Origin of the sequence: Sulfitobacter sp. F26169L (genome assembly GCF_026410285.1) — a bacterium.
Taxonomy (GTDB): Bacteria; Pseudomonadota; Alphaproteobacteria; order Rhodobacterales; family Rhodobacteraceae; genus Sulfitobacter.
Genome location: NZ_JAPMLP010000001.1, coordinates 780,488 through 797,571 on the forward strand (window position 1 = coordinate 780,488; position 17,084 = coordinate 797,571).

Genomic DNA, 17,084 nt, shown 5'->3' on the forward strand with positions numbered 1-17,084 from the left:
AACTGTTCATCACCGCAAAACGGACATCAGGAACATTGTTCCGGTTTTCCCTGCACAACGCCGTTTACGTCCTCGCAGGGCAGGTTGACTCTGATCCGACAAAGCACAATGTCCCGTTCTGATATGAAGGGGATTGGCAATGCTGCTGGAAAATTTTGATTGGGGCTATGACGCCCGAACTCTACAGATATTTTTTGCACTTGGTTTAGGCGTTGTGCTGGGTGCTGCGGCGCAGGTTACGCGTTTTTGCCTGCGGCGCGCGATTGTGGGCGAAGCAACTGATCGCGGGCAGGCGGGTGCAATCTGGCTGACCGCCTTTGCCACGGCGCTGCTTGGTTTTTTGTTTGCGAATATGGCCGGATTTGTTGAACTGGAGGGCCATCGTTATCTTGATGCGGATGTTGCGGTTGCCGCAATCCTGATCGGCGGTCTGGCGTTTGGGGCAGGGATGGTTTTGACCCGTGGTTGTGCATCCCGCCTGACCGTTCTGGCCGCAACAGGAAATATGCGGGCGGTTGTGGTGCTGACGGTGTTCGCGCTGGTCGCACATGCAACGTTGAAAGGCGTACTGGCCCCTGTGCGCACAACACTTTCCGCCTTCACAACCGATCTGCCGTTCGGAACGCTTTATGCGATCCCGTTTGCAGCACCTGTGGCCGTGGCACTTGCGGTTGTGGCAGCCGTGCTGATGATACGGCGGCACCGTCCTGCCATCGGGCACGTGATCCTCGGCGCGGTAATCGGTCTAGTGCCGGTTCTGGGCTGGGCCACCACCAGCTTCCTGCTGATGGACGAATTTGACCCGCTTGCAGTGCAATCAGCCGCGTTTACGTTGCCTTGGGCGGATACATTGTTCTGGGTTATCGCCTCCAGTGCGATCCCTGCAGGGTTCGGCACAGGCTTCATCGCCGGTGTGCTGGTGGGCAGCTTCCTTTCTGCAACTCTTCGTAGAGAGTTGAGCCTGCAGGGGTTCGAGGGTGGCAACCAGATGCTGCGCTATATCGCCGGTGCCGGCTTGATGGGTTTTGGCGGTGTGCTGGCGGGGGGCTGCACCATCGGCGCGGGCCTCAGCGGCAGTGCAACGCTCAGCCTTGCGGCATTGCTGGCGTTGGCAAGCATCGTGATTGGTGCCACATTCGCCAGCCGCGTTCCGGCGATAAGCCCGTCCGGTGTGACCGCCAGCTAAGCGCGGCGTCACAATTACAACAAACCGCACAAAATGGAAAAAGGCAGCGCATTGCACTGCCTTTCAACGTTTAGGTGTCTATTTTTTTACCCGCGGCGGCGTCCTCCGGTACGCCCTGCGCGACCACGCCCTTCCTGTCCGGCTTTTGGCGCTACCTTGTTAAATTTGATCCACTCGCCACCGTGCGGGTCTCGGTCAAACAGAAAATTGGCCGCACGGATTGCTTCCATCTCCTTACCCGGACGCGCCATTGTCGATCCCATGCCGAACAGCTGGACAAAGGCTTCGTCGTCCATCCCTTCGGGCAGAACCACGCCGAGGGCGGCCAGCTCTGCTTTCTTCTCGGCGATCTTTTTCGCGTTCACCGGCAGGGCGACAGGGTTCATGATTGCCGATGTCATGCCAGCGCCCATTGCCATGGGCAAAAACGCATTGTTAATTCCGTGGCGGTTGGGCAGGCCAAAGCTGATGTTGGACGCGCCGCAGGTTGTGTTAACGCCCAATTCGTCCCGCAGACGCCGCACCAGCGTAAACACCTGATGCCCCGCAGTTGCCATCGCACCAATTGGCATTACCAGCGGATCAACAACAATGTCATGGGCAGGAATACCAAAATCCGCCGCACGCTCGACGATCTTTTTCGCCACGGCGAAACGTACGTCGGGATCTTCGGAAATGCCCGTGTCGTCATTCGAGATTGCGACAACCGGCACGTTGTATTTCTTGACCAGTGGCAACACCAGCTCCAGTCGCTCCTCTTCTCCGGTGACAGAGTTCAGAAGCGGACGCCCTTCGCAGGCTTCCAGCCCGTTTTCAAGCGCGCCGGGGACGGAACTGTCGATGCAGATCGGGCAATCGGTGACCGTCTGCACACGTTTGATCATTTCCGGCATCAACATCGGCTCGACAAAGTTGTTGTCGGCATAGCGCGGGTCTTCGGCCATCTTGTTGGAAAACACCGCACCCGAATTCACATCAAGGATATTCGCCCCCGCCGCCACCTGCGCGATTGCGTCTGCTTCGACCCGGCTGAAATCGCCGCGCTCCAGCTCTTCGGCAAGGATCTTGCGGCCTGTGGGGTTGATCCGCTCGCCGATGACACAGAACGGCTGGTCAAAGCCGATAATGGCAGTTTTGGTTTTGGATTCGACAATCGTTCTGGTCATAAAGACTGATCCTTCAGGAGGCGTTTGCAGGGACAGCAGCACTGCCGCCGTGTGTATGGGCCCATGTGGCGTTTGTCTTGATCCCGCCCAGCGGGAAAAAATGCACATGGGTGACGTTGAAATCAGGAGTCGCAGCCTTGTGCGCGGCCAGTTCGGCCAGCACATCTGTCGGCTCGTAAGGCAGCAGCAGTTTGGTCACATCCATCGCGCGCTTTTGCAGCACCTTCAGCGACGGACCAACACCGCAGGCAATGGCGAATTTGATCAGGGTTTGCAGCTTGGCAGGGCCGGCGATGCCGATATGAACGGGCAGGGTGATACCTGCATCGCGCAGGCTGGCGGCCCAGGCGATGATCGGCTTTGCTTCAAACGCGAACTGTGTGGCAATTGCCATTTTGGCATCCGTGCGGGTCTGAAAATCGTTCTTCCAGCGCAGGGCTGCATCCACATTGGCGGTGCCGGTCGCGTCAATGTCGCGGTTGCCCTCGGGATGACCCGCAACATGCAAACGGGTAAAGCCCGCAGCATCGAACAGCCCCGTTTCCATCAACTGCATACTGTCCGAAAATTCACCGTGCGGCGCAGTCACGCCACCGGCCAGCAACAGGGCCTGTTTCACATTCGCTTCACCCTGATAGCGCGCAATCCAGTCCGCCAGCGTGGCCTTGTCTTTGATGATACGCGCGGGGAAATGCGGCATCACCTGAAAACCGCCTGCGTTCAGACGCGCCGCTGTGGCGACCATTTCCTCAATCGGTGTACCGTCGATGTGGGCGATATAGACCCGCGTTCCCGCTGGCAGTAGATCGGCGAAATTATCTACCTTTTCAGCTGTGCGCGGCATGACCTCGATCGAGAAATCCTGCAACAGGGCCTCGACTTCGGGGTTTACGTGGATCGGGTTTTCTTCTTTTTTGCGGAAATTCAGCAGTGCCATCGCAAGGCTCCTTCATGGCTCAAGGCGCAGGCGGGGATCAGGCCCGACCGTCGTTTGCAATCAGCGCCTTCAGACGCTCGCGATCATATTCGGCGTCAATGCGCGCAGCTTCGGCATCTGCCACCGCAGCGTCTTCGCCCTCAACCGAATAAGGATCCGCTTTGCGCCACTCGGCAAGGTAGGCATCAGTGTCAACCTCGCCTGTTTTCATCGCGGCACGGTCGATCGCCTGCTCGAAACGCTCTGGCAGAATACGTTTCTGACCACGGCGGCCTTTGCCGACAATTACCTGCGCAGGAATATCCCGCCAGTACACGATCACTACGTCAGCCATGCGCGATTCCTCCCAACCTTAACCAAACTTAGCCTTCTCTACCGGAAGGGCTGCGATACCCGAACGTCGTTTTCGACAATAACACAACCATCCGCGACCTCTGACTACACCATCGCAGCCGCGACAGCACCCGTGTGGCAGGATCGTTTTTCGCATGATCATCTTGAGCTTTACTAAAAAGACCCCGCGTCAACGACGCGAGCGCTTGCGCCAGCGCGGTACAGGAAGTATCCTAGCGCCAACACGTAATGAAAGGCGCAACTCATGGCGCCAAAGCGCTCCAAAGGTGCGGGCGCGCTCGAACGTAAAAAATCGACGGCTCTGAGCCCCGCGCCAGTTTCGTCCAGATCGAACGACCTATATGCGGCCCTTGATCTGGGCACAAATAGTTGTCGCATGCTGATCGCCCAACCTAAGGGGGGCGGCTTTAATGTGGTCGACAGTTTTTCAAAATCCGTGCAACTTGGCGCGGGTCTTGAAAAGACCGGGCGGTTGTCGCGCGGATCGATGACGCGCACCATACAGGCATTGCGCATCTGCCAGCAGAAACTACGCCGCAACAAGGTCAAGCGGATGCGTCTTGTCGCAACCGAAGCCTGCCGCCGCGCCAGCAACGGTGATGAATTCATGCGCCGTATCACCCGCGAGACTGGCCTGAAGCTGGATATCATCGCCCCCGAGCAGGAGGCGCAGCTGGCGGTTATTTCCTGCGCGCCGCTGGTCAGTCCGAAAACCGAAAACCTGCTGGTTGTCGATATCGGCGGCGGTTCCACAGAACTGGTCTGGATAGATGTCAGCAAAGTGCCAAGACGCGACCGCACCCAATCCATCATGCGGTTGCACAACGGCTTTGTTCAGGCCCCCACAGATATACCCGCCGCAAAAGTGGTGGACTGGATCAGCGTGCCCTTGGGCGTGGCTACCCTGCGTGACCAGTTTTCCGACGTAGAGGATGACGCGGCAAGATTTGCGCTGATGAGCTGGTTTTTCGAGGAAAATCTGGCAGACTTCACGCCCTATCAATCCGCGCAGCCGCAGGAACGATTCCAGATTGTCGGCACATCCGGGACTGTCACAACAGTTGCGGCCAGTCATCTGGGCCTGCGCCGGTATGATCGTACAAAGGTTGACGGTCTGCACATGACCAGCCAGCAGATCGACAAGGTCATTCACCGCTATCTTGCGCTGGGGCCGGAGGGCAGGCGGATTGACCCCTGTATAGGCCATGACCGCGCCGCGCTGATCATGTCGGGCGCTGCCATTTTGCAGGCACTCATGCGCTGCTGGCCAACCGACCGGTTGAGCGTTGCGGATCGCGGTTTGCGCGAAGGTCTGCTATACGCACAAATGAGCGCCGATGGTGTGCTCGAAGAAGGAATATTCTAATGGGCAAGACGCCAACAGGAAAAAACACATCCGGTCGCGGGCAACGCGATCTGAAAGTGAAGGTGAAATCCGCGCGGGGTCGCAAGCTAAGCTCGACCCGCTGGTTGCAGCGCCAGTTGAATGACCCATACGTAAAACGCGCCAAGGCCGAAGGATACCGCGGCCGCGCGGCGTTCAAGATCATGGAACTGGATGACAAGTACCGCTTTCTGGTGCCGGGTGCGCGTATTGTCGATCTGGGCGCAGCTCCGGGCGGCTGGTGCCAGGTGGCGGTGAAACGATCCAACGTGCTGGGCGAGCGTGGCGGCAAGGCTGTGGGCACCATTCTAGCGATTGATTTGCAGGAAATGGAGCCGATCGCAGGCTGTGAAATCCACCAGCTTGATTTTATGGAAGACGACGCCGATCTGAAGGTCAAGGAATGGCTGAACGGGAATGCTGACGTGGTGATGTCAGACATGGCCGCCGCATCTTCGGGGCACAAGCAAACCGATCACTTGCGCATCATCGCCCTATGTGAGGCCGCGGCCTATTTTGCGTTTGATGTTCTGGAGGAAGGCGGCACATTCATCGCCAAAACCCTCGCCGGGGGCGCCGAGGGTGAATTGCAAAAACTGCTCAAACAGCGGTTCCGTAAGGTGGCGAATTTCAAGCCCCCCTCCAGTCGTCAGGACAGTTCAGAGAAATTTGTGGTTGCCACAGGCTTTAGGGCGGAGAAGCCCGAAGAAAGCGCCTAGCACGCCATCGGCAACACTTCACTGATGGGCGCAGAAGCAAAATGCGCAGATGATGGGCGACAGTATTCGAGGGAACGCAATGGATGACCCCATCCCGTTAAGGGTCATGGGGAAAAGCTGGCGTCGCACTCAATTAGGCGTAAAATCCAGAAATGTTTGCAGATGCGCGGGTACTCGAAACCAGAAAGGTGAAAAGCCCTTCAAAGACAGCTTGGAAAAGTTTGTCTAATTAGACGGTTTAAAAGGGAAAGCCCGGGGAACGACAGCTTTAACATTTAGAAACTATTTACGATTTATGTATTATTGAGCCTCTGTATCTGCCCCTCGTATTTCTTGATGGGCAGAAACGGCCATACCTTCCAATGCCGTCGAGAAACCGCAACAATCGGAGCAATGGTTTTTGCGAAACGAAATGGCAGACTCTCTTACTGAGGTGGCGGTGGTCCCGATACCAGTCGCGGAACGCAGCATGGCCGCTGGCCGGCGTAAAGTTAGACCAAAAGTACGGTTTAAAGACCAGCAAGACCTCACACATGATTGAGCTCGATAGAGATCCCGTGCGACCTGCTCCTCCTAAGGGGCGTGATGGTAAGCAGATAAATTGTTGAGGGTTGGAATGAATGTTGGACCCGTTCAATGAGAAAAAACCACGCGGCCCCGCTGTTTTAGGGAAGTTCATTACCTACCATATGAAGGACTGCAAGGAACCTGCCATTAATGTGGTACGCGTGTATCGAAAGAAGCAATGAAATCAGAGGCATGTGACGGTTTTGAACTGCTATACCGATCACCGCCTCACGCACGCTCAAGTGACCTGTAAGGGTGTGGTAAACATGTTGGCCTTAAAAACTTCTTGTCACAAATTTATATTTTCCAGTTATGTAGTGACGAGCCGGAACGCTGGCAGAGAGACCATGATTATAACCACCCTGCTAACTATACAGAAAATGTTGAATAATTATTGGAATACTCTCTCATAAAAGCACTACCCAAAGTTTGAAATTTCATGGAAATTATCTTCTCCCCGCTTGTTTGCCTGTCTGCTGCCACACTGTAATCGTATTCTGAAAAGTTTCTAATTTTTATAGATACTTATCATCATATTCTGGGAGTTTTCCTAAGCCAATGAAGATAGGTTTTCTTCCACAGCAGACTCTATCTTCAATGTATCTCCCACCTGCATTTGATCAAAAATAGACGAGAAAAACCTTCTTTAAAACCAGTAACTTCTGAAGGCAGATCAACCTGTTTCAACGTCAGGTTACTTTTTCCCAACGGCTATCCGTTGCATTCATAGATGCTCCGAAAACTTAAAACAGAATAAAAATACTTCAGTCATTTTTTTGACGCACTTCAGTTTCAACCTTGGAGTGTGCTCTCGATTTTATGATAATTGGAAAGGTGACACATGCCCACAGAAATACTTCAAACCTATAAGTACAACGGTACCCTGCTTGGGACCAATCTTATAAGTGACAATCCAAACATTCTGCTGGGGCACTTTTCGGGACCATCGACCGGAGAGTTTGCAGATAATGATGGTATGCTGGAAATTGATGACAGCAGGATCAGCACATTTGACGGACAACCTGTAACCTATATCGGCTCTGGCACGGCAACACCTGGAGTCATTGTAGGCGGAGTTCTGGTAGCACTCGGTTCGCCCGCACAGCTTGTCGCATTTGATGCGAACGGCCAGATCTATTTCTATTATCCAAACGGAACTCCCAACCTGATTGGTGCGGTAGCACTCGCCATCGACATCGAACCAAGTGCCACTGGAATTTTTGATAATCCTTATATCGGCACTGAAATAGATGACAATTTCAACGGTGATCACTTTGACAACTACATGTCCGGAAATGAAGGGGCTGACACAGTTGGTGGTGGTGGGGGCAACGATCAAATCGAAGGAGGAAATGATGCCGATCTGCTGATGGGTAATGAAGGACAAGACACTCTGGACGGGGGGGCCGACATGGACACCCTGTTCGGCGGTGACGGTGACGATCAACTCGGCGGAAACGCAGGTAACGACACCTTGTTTGGCGGCGCTGACAACGATCTGCTTTCCGGTGACGCTGGCGATGATCAACTCGGCGGTGATGCAGGTAACGACACCCTGAACGGAGGCGACGGAGCCGACCGTCTTTATGGAGGTAGCGGCAACGATCGTCTGGACGGAGATGATGGAAATGATCTGCTACGCGGCGGTGAAGGCGCAGACCTTCTGGCGGGGAGCGGGGGCAATGACACTCTGGACGGTGGGAACGACATGGACACCCTGTTCGGCGGTGACGGTGACGATCAGCTCGGCGGAAACGCAGGTAACGACACCTTGTTTGGCGGCGCTGACAACGATCTGCTTTCCGGTGACGCTGGCGATGATCAACTCGGCGGTGATGCAGGTAACGACACCCTGAACGGAGACGGCGGGAACGACCGGCTTTACGGTGGTAGCGGCAATGATCGTCTGGATGGCGATGGTGGAAATGACCTGTTGCAGGGTGGCGAAGGCGCAGACGTCTTGGCTGGTGACAGTGGCAATGACACTCTGGACGGGGGGAACGACATGGATACCCTATTCGGAGGCGACGGTGACGATCAGCTCGGGGGAAACGCAGGTAATGACATCTTGTTTGGTGGCGCTGATAACGATCTTCTTTCCGGTGACGCCGGCGATGATCAACTCGGCGGTGATGCAGGTAACGACACCCTGAACGGAGGCGACGGAGCCGACCGCCTTTATGGAGGTACCGGAGTGGATCAGCTGTCAGGGGGGAATGGGACGGACAAGCTTTTTGGAGGAGACAATGACGACAGCTTGGATGGCGGCAGTGGCGAAGACCTGCTTCATGGTGGTCAAGGTGCCGACTTCCTAGACGGTGGTGGCGACAACGATGTTTTGAGTGGCGGCGATGGGAACGACACCCTGAACGGCGCAGAAGGGGCTGATAGATTGACAGGCGGAGAAGGTACAGACACGTTTGTTTTCAACTTTGTGTCAGAAAGCAATGTTGGCAGCCAAGACACGATCGTTGACTTCGAAGCAAACGAGATTGTCAATCTTGCCGCAATCGATGCAAACACCCTCGTCGCATCGGATCAGGAGTTCAGCTTTATTAATGAAGCCGCTTTCAGCGCTGCCGGTCAGCTGCGCTTCTCAACTGACGGAACCAACGGCACCCTGATGGGAGACGTAGATGGCGATGGTATCCATGACATGAGCATCGAACTGTTGGGCGTGACCTCCATGAGTGCTGACGATTTCATATTGTAATTCATACTTTGAACTCAGCAATATAAGAAAAAATAAGGTATGCCCCCCGAGGGTGTACCTTATTTAATGCATGCATTTCCGCTAGTGGGTCCAACGGCATGCACGTCGTTTAATTTATAATCCGCAATACACGTGTCTTTAAGACCCTTTCTAAATGCCTTCTGCATTTTCTATTAACTTCTCTTTGCGTTGCTGCAGGATAGGCAGGTTTGATCATATCGTTATCCCCTTGTTTTCAAGGCCGAAAGTCATCTCCCAGGACTCGAACTCTTCCACGGTGCTGCAACAGTCATTCGCCACCTTGATCAATGTCGTGCGGAATGGGTGAGGCGTGTATTGGGCTGGTTGCACCATAGCAAAGGCGTTGCGGTTGATCTTGTTCAGCGGGCTTTGGTAGCAAACGGATCACGGGAAAATACCAGCTTTGGAAATCCGCCGGTTGGCGCCAGTCCCCTTTGCGCCTTCGGGAGCACGGCATCGGTATCGTCAAACAACTTTTCCATGCGCAAAAACTCAATCCATACTGTGAAATATCCCAGATAGGCCGGATCAGCGGGAAAGAACGTGGTGTCGATATGTTTTGAATTTAGCCGCCCAACATATGTGAGACCGCTAGAAAGGGCTTGAACTTTTTCGGTTCCTCAAACTTAAGGATCGCTGCCAAAACTTCATCTATGGCCTTGTCATCAAGCCTATCTGTTTCCTCAAAATAGTACACAATTTTGCACTTCATCCGCTCGTTGCATTCTGCAACTTATTCATCCTCTTCTTCTTAATCTGGGAAAAGGTTCTGAACTAATACCTCAAGCGACTTTGCGGGACTCTCAAATGTGGTTTTGAACTGCGTCTGGGAGGCAGGTAGATTGAGAAGAGGCTTTTAATTGCACTCCTCGGCTGCTGTTCCTCAAGAAGTCAGGCTAATTCAGCACCAGAAGTGTATTAGGTTTGGTTGCGGTCATTAGATGCAGCCTACTTGGCCGTCATAATGCCACTTTTTTAGCTATAATTCTGTACGTCGACATCAATTCAAAAGCACATGTTCGACAATATCCATAGCTGATCCACGGACCAACTCTTGTAAATGCTATCCTTGAATTAAAGGTCAGCGAATATTCAACAAGCATCGTCAATTCTGGCAGCTGTGGACTGGTTCCAAAACATAGAAAGCGGCGTATACCCAATGGGTGCAAACAACAGGCAATCTTAACTACGTCGTTTTTGTCCCATTTTCATGACCAGACCAACGTTCCCTAAGCACCCGCCGCTTGTCCGATAGTACAGACCGCCCGCACGAGCTTAAGAAAATTGCAGCGTCTTGCCCTGCCATAGCAGCATTTCAGTACAGAGCATCGATACGACAACTATGAACAACCGTGCAGTTTTCGCATGATCCAATGTCATTCTTATTGCTACGTTGAAATAAATTCGGACTGACCTCAGTCAATCCAACGCATCCTCTAATGTTTCTTCATCGCAAATCAGGTCGAGACTATTCTGTTTCTCGGAAATTGAAGCGCTATTGAATTCTTTAGCAAGAGCACCTGAAAAAAAGTGTTTCATAACGTAATTAACGCCAAACTGGTTAACTGTTCGCTTGTCTGGGTTGAAAAACATTCCATTTGAAGGATGTGAGGAAATGATTTCGTAGGATGGAAAGTAGGTGACATCCTGATAATCATCAGCCATTTCGCCAGCAACTCCACGCAGGACCGATTTGGAATAAATGGTCGCTGGTAAAACGTGGGCATCAGTGGCCGTAGCTGTCAACGGTACAGGTGACACAGTAAGTAATGTTTGTGCGGTGGGATTGATATCTCTGAGACGCGTACGCATTTCGGTGAGATCGCTTAGGATTTCAGCGTGTCTAAGGTTTCGAAACCGGTATTTTGCCGGATCATACGATCCGGCAAGCGTGCCCGGAGCCATAGGGTACATGGTATTGTCTCTGACACTTTCCCAACCTTCGGTCAGTCCGAGCGTAAATACGAAAAGGTCTAGAGTTTCAAACATCTCGCGAACCTTGGCCAAGTGCTTTTCGCGCAAAGCCAGTACTGTCTCAACACTTTCCTGCCCTACAGGGTCAACGCTTGGGCGAAGCGCATCATAAAAGCGACCATCCTTTTCCCAGACCTGTTCCGTCGGCGTCCGTTTACCAAAGGCTTCGTCAAAAAGCTGGATCAACTGACGGGTTGTATAGATGTTGCCGTATCGGCACGAAAAAACTCCAAACCCCCAGCGTCGCGCCTCGGTTTCAGACTCAAACATCGAGGGGGCAGGCTCCATATCCATAAAATTCGCACCGCGAATGGCAAGATTGTTCCCAATGTGCTGAGCAAAACAACTGCCCGCAGTGGCAACCTTATGTGATTTCTTTAGTTCCGGCGGCAACCATAGATCTTTCAAATCTGCGTAGTGCCGCTCAGCGACGGCAGGACGCCAAAAAGCAGTGATGGGTTGCGACTTGTAAGGATTTATCATCAAAGGCTCCGATCAGGAATTTAACATGCTGTCGCGTAGCTGCTTGGCCCGCTGCAAATCACGCGCATCGGGTTTGGCCGTGTCTTGTTTTTGCGAAGGTCGCGCTTGTGCGCGTGCGATATTCTGTTCAGTCAACGCATAATGCGTTTTCAACAATGCATCCGCCTGAAAAGTAGGCGCCGTAAGGGCGGTTCTAACCCATGGTATCCACGCTCTTGGTGGCGCTGAGCCGCTGTGGCCGAGAATATCCCAGAAACCGACATCGAACAAAACGCTTCTGCGGTGATTGGCGTCAATCGCGGCCATAAATGGGGTAAGCTGGCTTTGGACATGCCCATAATCGCCAGCACTTTGCACGTAAATAACTCGGTTTCGGAACCCCTTGCTATAAAATTTACACATATTTATGGGCGCGATATCTGCAAGTTCGTGCAGGGATTTGGCAGAAGGCCAACATTTTTCACGGAAGGCCTCCGCACTAGCACTGCCGTAAGCTAGAAGATCTGTCTGTGGATTTGCCGCAACTGCGATGCTTCCAGCGTCAAGGAAAGAAAAATGCAATGCCGCAAATCCTCCAGAAGATCCCCCCACGTAAACCCGCCTGCTAGCGCCGAGGTGTTTTACGAGACCATCAATCAGCATTTTGATTTTTTCTGGTAGTCCGCTATTTTCCGAACCTATGTACCAACCAACGCTAAGATCGTCATGTTCAGCGAGCGTCACATCCGCGATTGCGATCTGGTGCGCATTAATAGGCAAAAACGGCTGAAAAAACGGGAATGGTCGGGTCTTGCGGTTAAGTGCTCCATGGAAAAGTACGATTAGACTGTTCATACCACCTGCCTTGTAAGCAACCGGGATTTTTTGACCATCAATCTCAATCTCTACAGGTCCGTCGGAAAGAGTTATTTTCTTATAATCGACTGCCATCAGATCAATTCCTGCATTTTCATTAAAATCACTACCTGACTATAAGGAGCCGATGTTCTCATACTGGCCCGGAGTCTGATTTTCGCTCAATCTCAACTGCTTGGCGTTCTATATTAACAAATTTTTCTGAATACAACATTGGTTGTTGCAAAGCCACCAACCAAGAATAACTAAGGACCCACCAGGATTTCGACAACATTGAACACGCCAGTGAGGTCACCTTGTTGGCCAACCCACCTTCGCATACGTTCTGGCTTCAAAGGGATGCTTGATCAAGACGAGGAAACTCCGCGCGCCCACCGCTGCTGCCAAGTGCAACACCTACCGCGTTGCCGACTACAAAGAGTACGTTATTGACCTGCAAAATCGTGACGATCCTGCAAAGTGATCTAAAGCACCATCACTAACCAATTCAACAACACCCTGACGGGTGTAGTCGGCGTGTATGTAGGGCGAAAGCCCCGCCTAAAATAACTATTTATACTCAGCCACTTAAACTGCATCTGATCGGCTGGCGGAGAGACAGGCGGCCAATGTGCCGTAACGCCCCGTAACGGGCTGCACCATATCACTATGTAAATAAAGGGTTTAGCGGATTTTCATGTAACATGCTGTTGCTTTCAATTCGGTGCAATGTTATTTCTTATGGCGGGTAGGTTAGGCGGTAACTGTGGCGGAGGTTCTTGGACCTTACCGGATGAACGCGAAAACCCACCCGCCATAAAGTGGGGATCGGCTATGCCTAGAAAAGCAAGAGAACTGTCGGCAATCGAAGTGAAGCGACTGGAACACTCTGGCAAGGGCGGCAATCAGACTGTCGCGGTCGGCGGTGTTGATGGTCTGTTGCTACAATTGACGCCAGTGAACGGGCGGTCATGGCTGTTGCGCTGCAAGATTGGTGACAAGCGGCGACATATCGGACTAGGTGGCTATCCTGACGTGACTTTGGGGCAAGCACGTGATCGGGCGAGGGAGGCGCGGGATATGATCTGGCAAGGCATTGATCCAGTGGAGCACCGCAAGGCCAACCGTGCGGCTTTGGTCACTGCGCAACGGCGGGGCCTGTCTTTCGATGATGCGATGGAACGCTATCTTGAGGGCAAGCTGCAAGAATTTGACAATGAGAAACACCGCAAGCAATGGCGGGCCACGCTGGACAAGTATGCGGTCCCGACTTTGGGCAAGATGCTGGTCGCGGATATTGACGTGTCCGACATCAAGCGAACGCTGGAACCTATCTGGGCCACCAAAACGGAAACCGCGTCACGTCTGCGCGGACGTATCGAGGCGGTGATGGCGTGGGCTACGGTTGCGGGGCATCGGTCCGGTGACAACCCGGCGCGGTGGAAAGGCAATCTTGATGCGATCCTGCCCAAGCCGTCCAAGTTAGCAAAGGTGGTGCATCATCCGGCCTTGCCGATGGATGAGGCGGCAAGTTGGTTTTCTGATGTGCAGGGCCGTGACGGGTTCGCCACGCGGGCGCTGGAATTTATGGCAATGGTCGCGGCACGATCCGGCGAGGTGCGCGGCGCGGTTTGGTCTGAAATGGATTTGGACAAAGCAGTCTGGACGATACCGTCTAAGCGGATGAAAGCAAGGGCAGAACACCGTGTCCCTTTGACGAAAGAAGCCGTTGACCTGTTGAAGGGTCTGGACCGGCTTGCGGATTCCGAATTTGTATTCCCTGCACCACGCGGCGGTGAGTTGTCCGATGCGGCGCTGTCGGCCTGTATGAAGCGGATACACGCGGCCAAGCCTGACAAGTATATGGACCGCCAGTCAGGGCGTCCAGCGGTCCCACATGGCTTGCGCAGCACGTTTAGGGATTGGGTGGCTGAGCGCACCGAATACCCCCGTGATATGGCAGAGATTGCGTTGGCGCATACTGTTGGCTCTGAGGTTGAACGGGCCTACAGACGCGGCGATATGGTGGAAAAGCGGCGGGCGATGATGGCGGCATGGGGGCGGTTCTTACGTGGTGAAACTGGCGCAAAGGTTGTGCAGATTGGGGCAGCGGTATGAACGAACGTTGGTTTAAGCGATCAGATTGGCCGATGGATTGGGAATTGGAACGGCGTTCTGAACTCATGGGCGCTATAGCAGAACTTCCGGGTGCTGATATGCTGAGTGAAGAAGAGGTAGAGCAGAAGGCTCTATTTCTGTGGAGCCACGTGGAGTTTGCTCGGGGTAGGGCAAAAAACTGCTCTAGACCAGCATCGCAAAAGGTAAGCGATGATGAGTTGCGAAAATTTGCTGATCTTTGCGAAAACTTGGCGCTCCACATTAACAAGATGCACGAACCCGCAATTTCAGCTTTAGGGCTTGAGGGATTTGGTGCTTTAGAATTTTCTGAAAAGCTGATTGATGCCAAAGAGGCTGCACGCTTTGCTTTTGGCATTGTTGAAGGAAAGCAAGTGCGCGGACGCAAGCCTGAGATCGAAGCATCAGAGATCAGCGATTTTGCGGGCCAGATGTATCATCATATTACTGGCAAATTGCCGACGCTAACCACGAACCCACTGACGGGAAATGTAAGTGGCATCTGGTATGACTTCCTACACAGAGTTTTCAAAGTGGCCTATATCAAGGCAAGCGTGGCAGCACAGGCTAGAGTGGTAAGTGAGAAAATGCGACCTGAAAAAGTCGATTAACTCCTTTTGAACGGATTGGCGCTCTGAACTCATAATCAAGCATCTTGTAACAACGAGGTGCTTAAATGCCTGATACATATCTTGCCGATACGACCCTTGCCGAACGCTACGGCATCGCTCGCAACACTGTCTGGCGCTGGCATCGGGAACGTCCCGATTTTCCCCGCGCTGTCAAACTTTCCCCAAACTGCACCGGCTGGAAGCTGAGCGAAATTATCGCTTGGGAAGCCTCACAAGTTGAGGTGGCGGCATGAGCAATATGACAAATGAAAACGCCGGGGCAGCGGTAACTGCGCCCGACGTTCAGAGGACTTATGAAGCGGCTCAGCTTCCCGTAAACAATAGCGCAACGTTAGCGGCGCGTCACCCCATTTTGTCTACACATTGGGGGCTTTCCGCATGAGCAACACTCTCAGCAAATATATGCCTGACGCTTACAAGCGCGTTGCCCGCACGGTGGGCTATTCGCTGCTGTTGACTGACGCTGACGCATGGCACGGCCTGACGGTGGTGCTGACGGCACGTCTGACGCCGCAAGAGCGCGGCGCTATGGCATGGGCGGTTCTGCGGTCCCTGACGCCTGAGCAAGTTGTTGCCGTGGCTGAAACGGTCCTGCCCGAAGGCTCAATCGCACCGATTGCCCCCCTGCTCAATCACATGGATGAGGCGGCTTTCTGGGCTGACATGGCCGAACCTGAGGCGCTTGAGGCATATTGCCTTGCCAGCTTCAACGCAATGCCAGCCCAACGCAAGGCGGCTTTCCTTGAGTTTGTGCAAGGGAGGGCAGCGGCGTGACGTATATCCGACCAGCACACATGGGCGTGCGTGATCCGCAAACATTCGAATTTCCGCCCCGTGATTTTGCAGACATGGCAGACCAGCTTGGCGCGCACCGTGATGAGTTTCCGCAAGAGCGAGTGCATGGGCAGCGGGCGGGTGACATCAAACGCCGCCTTGTGAGCCTTTCGGTAATCGACGCGGTATTAACCAGTAACTACATGGTCAAAGGTTGGCTGGATCGTAATTGCCTATCCATGCTCTACGGCCCGTCCAACGCGGGCAAGACGTTCGTGGCGCTGGATATTGCCATGCACATCGCGGCGGGCAAACCGTGGCGCGGTCTGCGCGTGAATGGCGGGCCTGTTCTCTACATCGCGGCTGAAGGTGGCGCGGGTATCCGCAACCGCCTTGCAGCAATCAAGCATGAACGCCCTGAAATGGCGTCTGCACCCTTCACCCTGTTGCCTGTCGGGCTGGACCTGCACGGGCAAGGGGATGCTCTGGCGGTCTGTCAGATCATGCCCGACGAGGCCCCGGCGCTGGTGGTGGTGGATACACTGGCCCGCTCTATGGGGGCGGGTGATGAGAACACGGCCAAGGATGCGGCATTGTTCGTTCGCAACTGCGACTTGATCCGTGAGGCCACGGGTGCGCACGTCATGGTGATCCATCACACGGGTAAGGATGAGGACCGTGGGGCGCGTGGTTCGTCTGCACTGCGGGCGGCGGTGGATAACGAAATCCAAGTTACATCGGAATGGGAAATCCTATCGCGCAAGCAACGCGATCAAGAACCGCCTGAGCCGCTGCACTTCAAATTGCGTTCGGTCACGCTTGGCATGGATGAGGATGGTGAGCCTGTCACAAGCGCCGTGGTGGACGCCACTGAGGCACCAGCACCCACACGCAAGCCACTGAGGGGCAAGAACGAGGTGGCTATGCAGGCGCTTCATGACGCGCTGCGCGATCACGGCACGACCAAGAGCGGCAACACATGGCCTGCTAACCGCAAGGTGGTCGAGGTGGATCACTGGCGCGAAGCGTGTGGCGTCCACGGGCTGACAACTGGAGTGAGCGATAGCGCCGCACGAACGGCATTCATGCGGGCAAAGACAAAGCTAATGGACATGGATGAGGTCCGTGAGTTTGGCGGCCATGTTTGGAGGGTTCAGGATGATGAATAGCCCAAGCCGTCACATCCGTCACAATCCGTCACTGT

15 protein-coding genes are annotated in these 17,084 nt (G+C 53.8%); 9 read left to right on the top strand and 6 right to left on the bottom strand.

Annotated elements, in window-relative coordinates:
- Positions 1-139 precede the first annotated feature (139 nt).
- Positions 140-1,186, top strand: coding sequence for a YeeE/YedE family protein (locus OS189_RS03700; RefSeq protein WP_267165913.1), 1,047 nt, complete (start codon positions 140-142; stop codon positions 1,184-1,186).
- 86 nt (positions 1,187-1,272) lie between these two features.
- Here OS189_RS03700 and OS189_RS03705 read toward each other — a convergent pair whose 3' ends face one another.
- Genes OS189_RS03705 through OS189_RS03715 form a run of 3 tightly spaced genes read right to left on the bottom strand, consistent with a single transcriptional unit; the run spans position 1,273 to position 3,623 of the window.
- Positions 1,273-2,352: a methyltetrahydrofolate cobalamin methyltransferase gene (locus tag OS189_RS03705; protein WP_267165914.1), complete on the bottom strand. Its 1,080-nt coding sequence runs from the start codon at positions 2,350-2,352 to the stop codon at positions 1,273-1,275.
- Positions 2,353-2,365: 13 nt separating this feature from the next.
- Positions 2,366-3,289 carry a methylenetetrahydrofolate reductase gene (locus OS189_RS03710; protein ID WP_267165915.1) on the bottom strand — a complete coding sequence of 308 codons (924 nt, stop codon included), beginning with the start codon at positions 3,287-3,289 and terminating at the stop codon, positions 2,366-2,368.
- 37 nt (positions 3,290-3,326) lie between these two features.
- The gene (locus tag OS189_RS03715; protein ID WP_267165916.1) at positions 3,327-3,623 is read right to left on the bottom strand and encodes a virulence factor; all 297 of its coding nucleotides are present in this window, start codon (positions 3,621-3,623) and stop codon (positions 3,327-3,329) included.
- 264 nt (positions 3,624-3,887) lie between these two features.
- Here OS189_RS03715 and OS189_RS03720 point away from each other — a divergent pair, with 264 nt between their 5' ends.
- From OS189_RS03720 to OS189_RS03730, 3 genes are all read left to right on the top strand, one after another.
- Positions 3,888-5,009: a Ppx/GppA phosphatase family protein gene (locus tag OS189_RS03720; protein WP_267165917.1), complete on the top strand. Its 1,122-nt coding sequence runs from the start codon at positions 3,888-3,890 to the stop codon at positions 5,007-5,009.
- Entirely contained in the window at positions 5,009-5,746 is a 738-nt protein-coding gene (locus OS189_RS03725) for an RlmE family RNA methyltransferase (protein WP_267165918.1), read from the top strand. The genes OS189_RS03720 and OS189_RS03725 overlap by 1 nt, the downstream gene beginning before the upstream one ends.
- Before the next feature lie 1,408 nt (positions 5,747-7,154).
- The gene (locus OS189_RS03730; RefSeq protein WP_267165919.1) at positions 7,155-9,026 is read left to right on the top strand and encodes a calcium-binding protein; all 1,872 of its coding nucleotides are present in this window, start codon (positions 7,155-7,157) and stop codon (positions 9,024-9,026) included.
- A gap of 380 nt (positions 9,027-9,406) precedes the next feature.
- Here the strand turns inward: OS189_RS03730 and OS189_RS03735 are convergent, their stop codons facing one another.
- The 3 genes from OS189_RS03735 to OS189_RS03745 all read right to left on the bottom strand — a co-directional run bounded on the left by OS189_RS03735 (position 9,407) and on the right by OS189_RS03745 (position 12,434).
- A complete protein-coding gene (locus OS189_RS03735; RefSeq protein WP_267165920.1) occupies positions 9,407-9,529 on the bottom strand; it encodes a hypothetical protein in 123 nt (40 codons plus the stop codon).
- Positions 9,530-10,466: 937 nt separating this feature from the next.
- Complete coding sequence (locus tag OS189_RS03740) at positions 10,467-11,504, bottom strand: GSCFA domain-containing protein (protein ID WP_267165921.1); 1,038 nt, start codon at positions 11,502-11,504, stop codon at positions 10,467-10,469.
- Positions 11,505-11,516: 12 nt separating this feature from the next.
- Positions 11,517-12,434 carry a hypothetical protein gene (locus tag OS189_RS03745; protein ID WP_267165922.1) on the bottom strand — a complete coding sequence of 306 codons (918 nt, stop codon included), beginning with the start codon at positions 12,432-12,434 and terminating at the stop codon, positions 11,517-11,519.
- A 738-nt stretch (positions 12,435-13,172) separates the two neighbouring features.
- On the opposite strand from OS189_RS03745, the gene OS189_RS03750 reads away from it, so the two are divergent.
- The 5 genes from OS189_RS03750 to OS189_RS03770 all read left to right on the top strand — a co-directional run bounded on the left by OS189_RS03750 (position 13,173) and on the right by OS189_RS03770 (position 17,049).
- The gene (locus OS189_RS03750; RefSeq protein WP_267165923.1) at positions 13,173-14,456 is read left to right on the top strand and encodes a tyrosine-type recombinase/integrase; all 1,284 of its coding nucleotides are present in this window, start codon (positions 13,173-13,175) and stop codon (positions 14,454-14,456) included.
- On the top strand, positions 14,453-15,085 hold the full coding sequence (locus OS189_RS03755) for a hypothetical protein (protein ID WP_267165924.1): 633 nt from the start codon (positions 14,453-14,455) through the stop codon (positions 15,083-15,085). The genes OS189_RS03750 and OS189_RS03755 overlap by 4 nt, the downstream gene beginning before the upstream one ends.
- 65 nt (positions 15,086-15,150) lie before the next feature.
- Entirely contained in the window at positions 15,151-15,339 is a 189-nt protein-coding gene (locus OS189_RS03760; RefSeq protein ID WP_267165925.1) for a helix-turn-helix transcriptional regulator, read from the top strand.
- Positions 15,340-15,484: 145 nt separating this feature from the next.
- Positions 15,485-15,880 (top strand): hypothetical protein, encoded by a 396-nt coding sequence (locus OS189_RS03765; RefSeq protein WP_267165926.1) that lies wholly within the window; start codon positions 15,485-15,487, stop codon positions 15,878-15,880.
- Positions 15,877-17,049 (top strand): helicase RepA family protein, encoded by a 1,173-nt coding sequence (locus OS189_RS03770; protein ID WP_267165927.1) that lies wholly within the window; start codon positions 15,877-15,879, stop codon positions 17,047-17,049. The genes OS189_RS03765 and OS189_RS03770 overlap by 4 nt, the downstream gene beginning before the upstream one ends.
- The last annotated feature ends 35 nt before the right edge of the window (positions 17,050-17,084 follow it).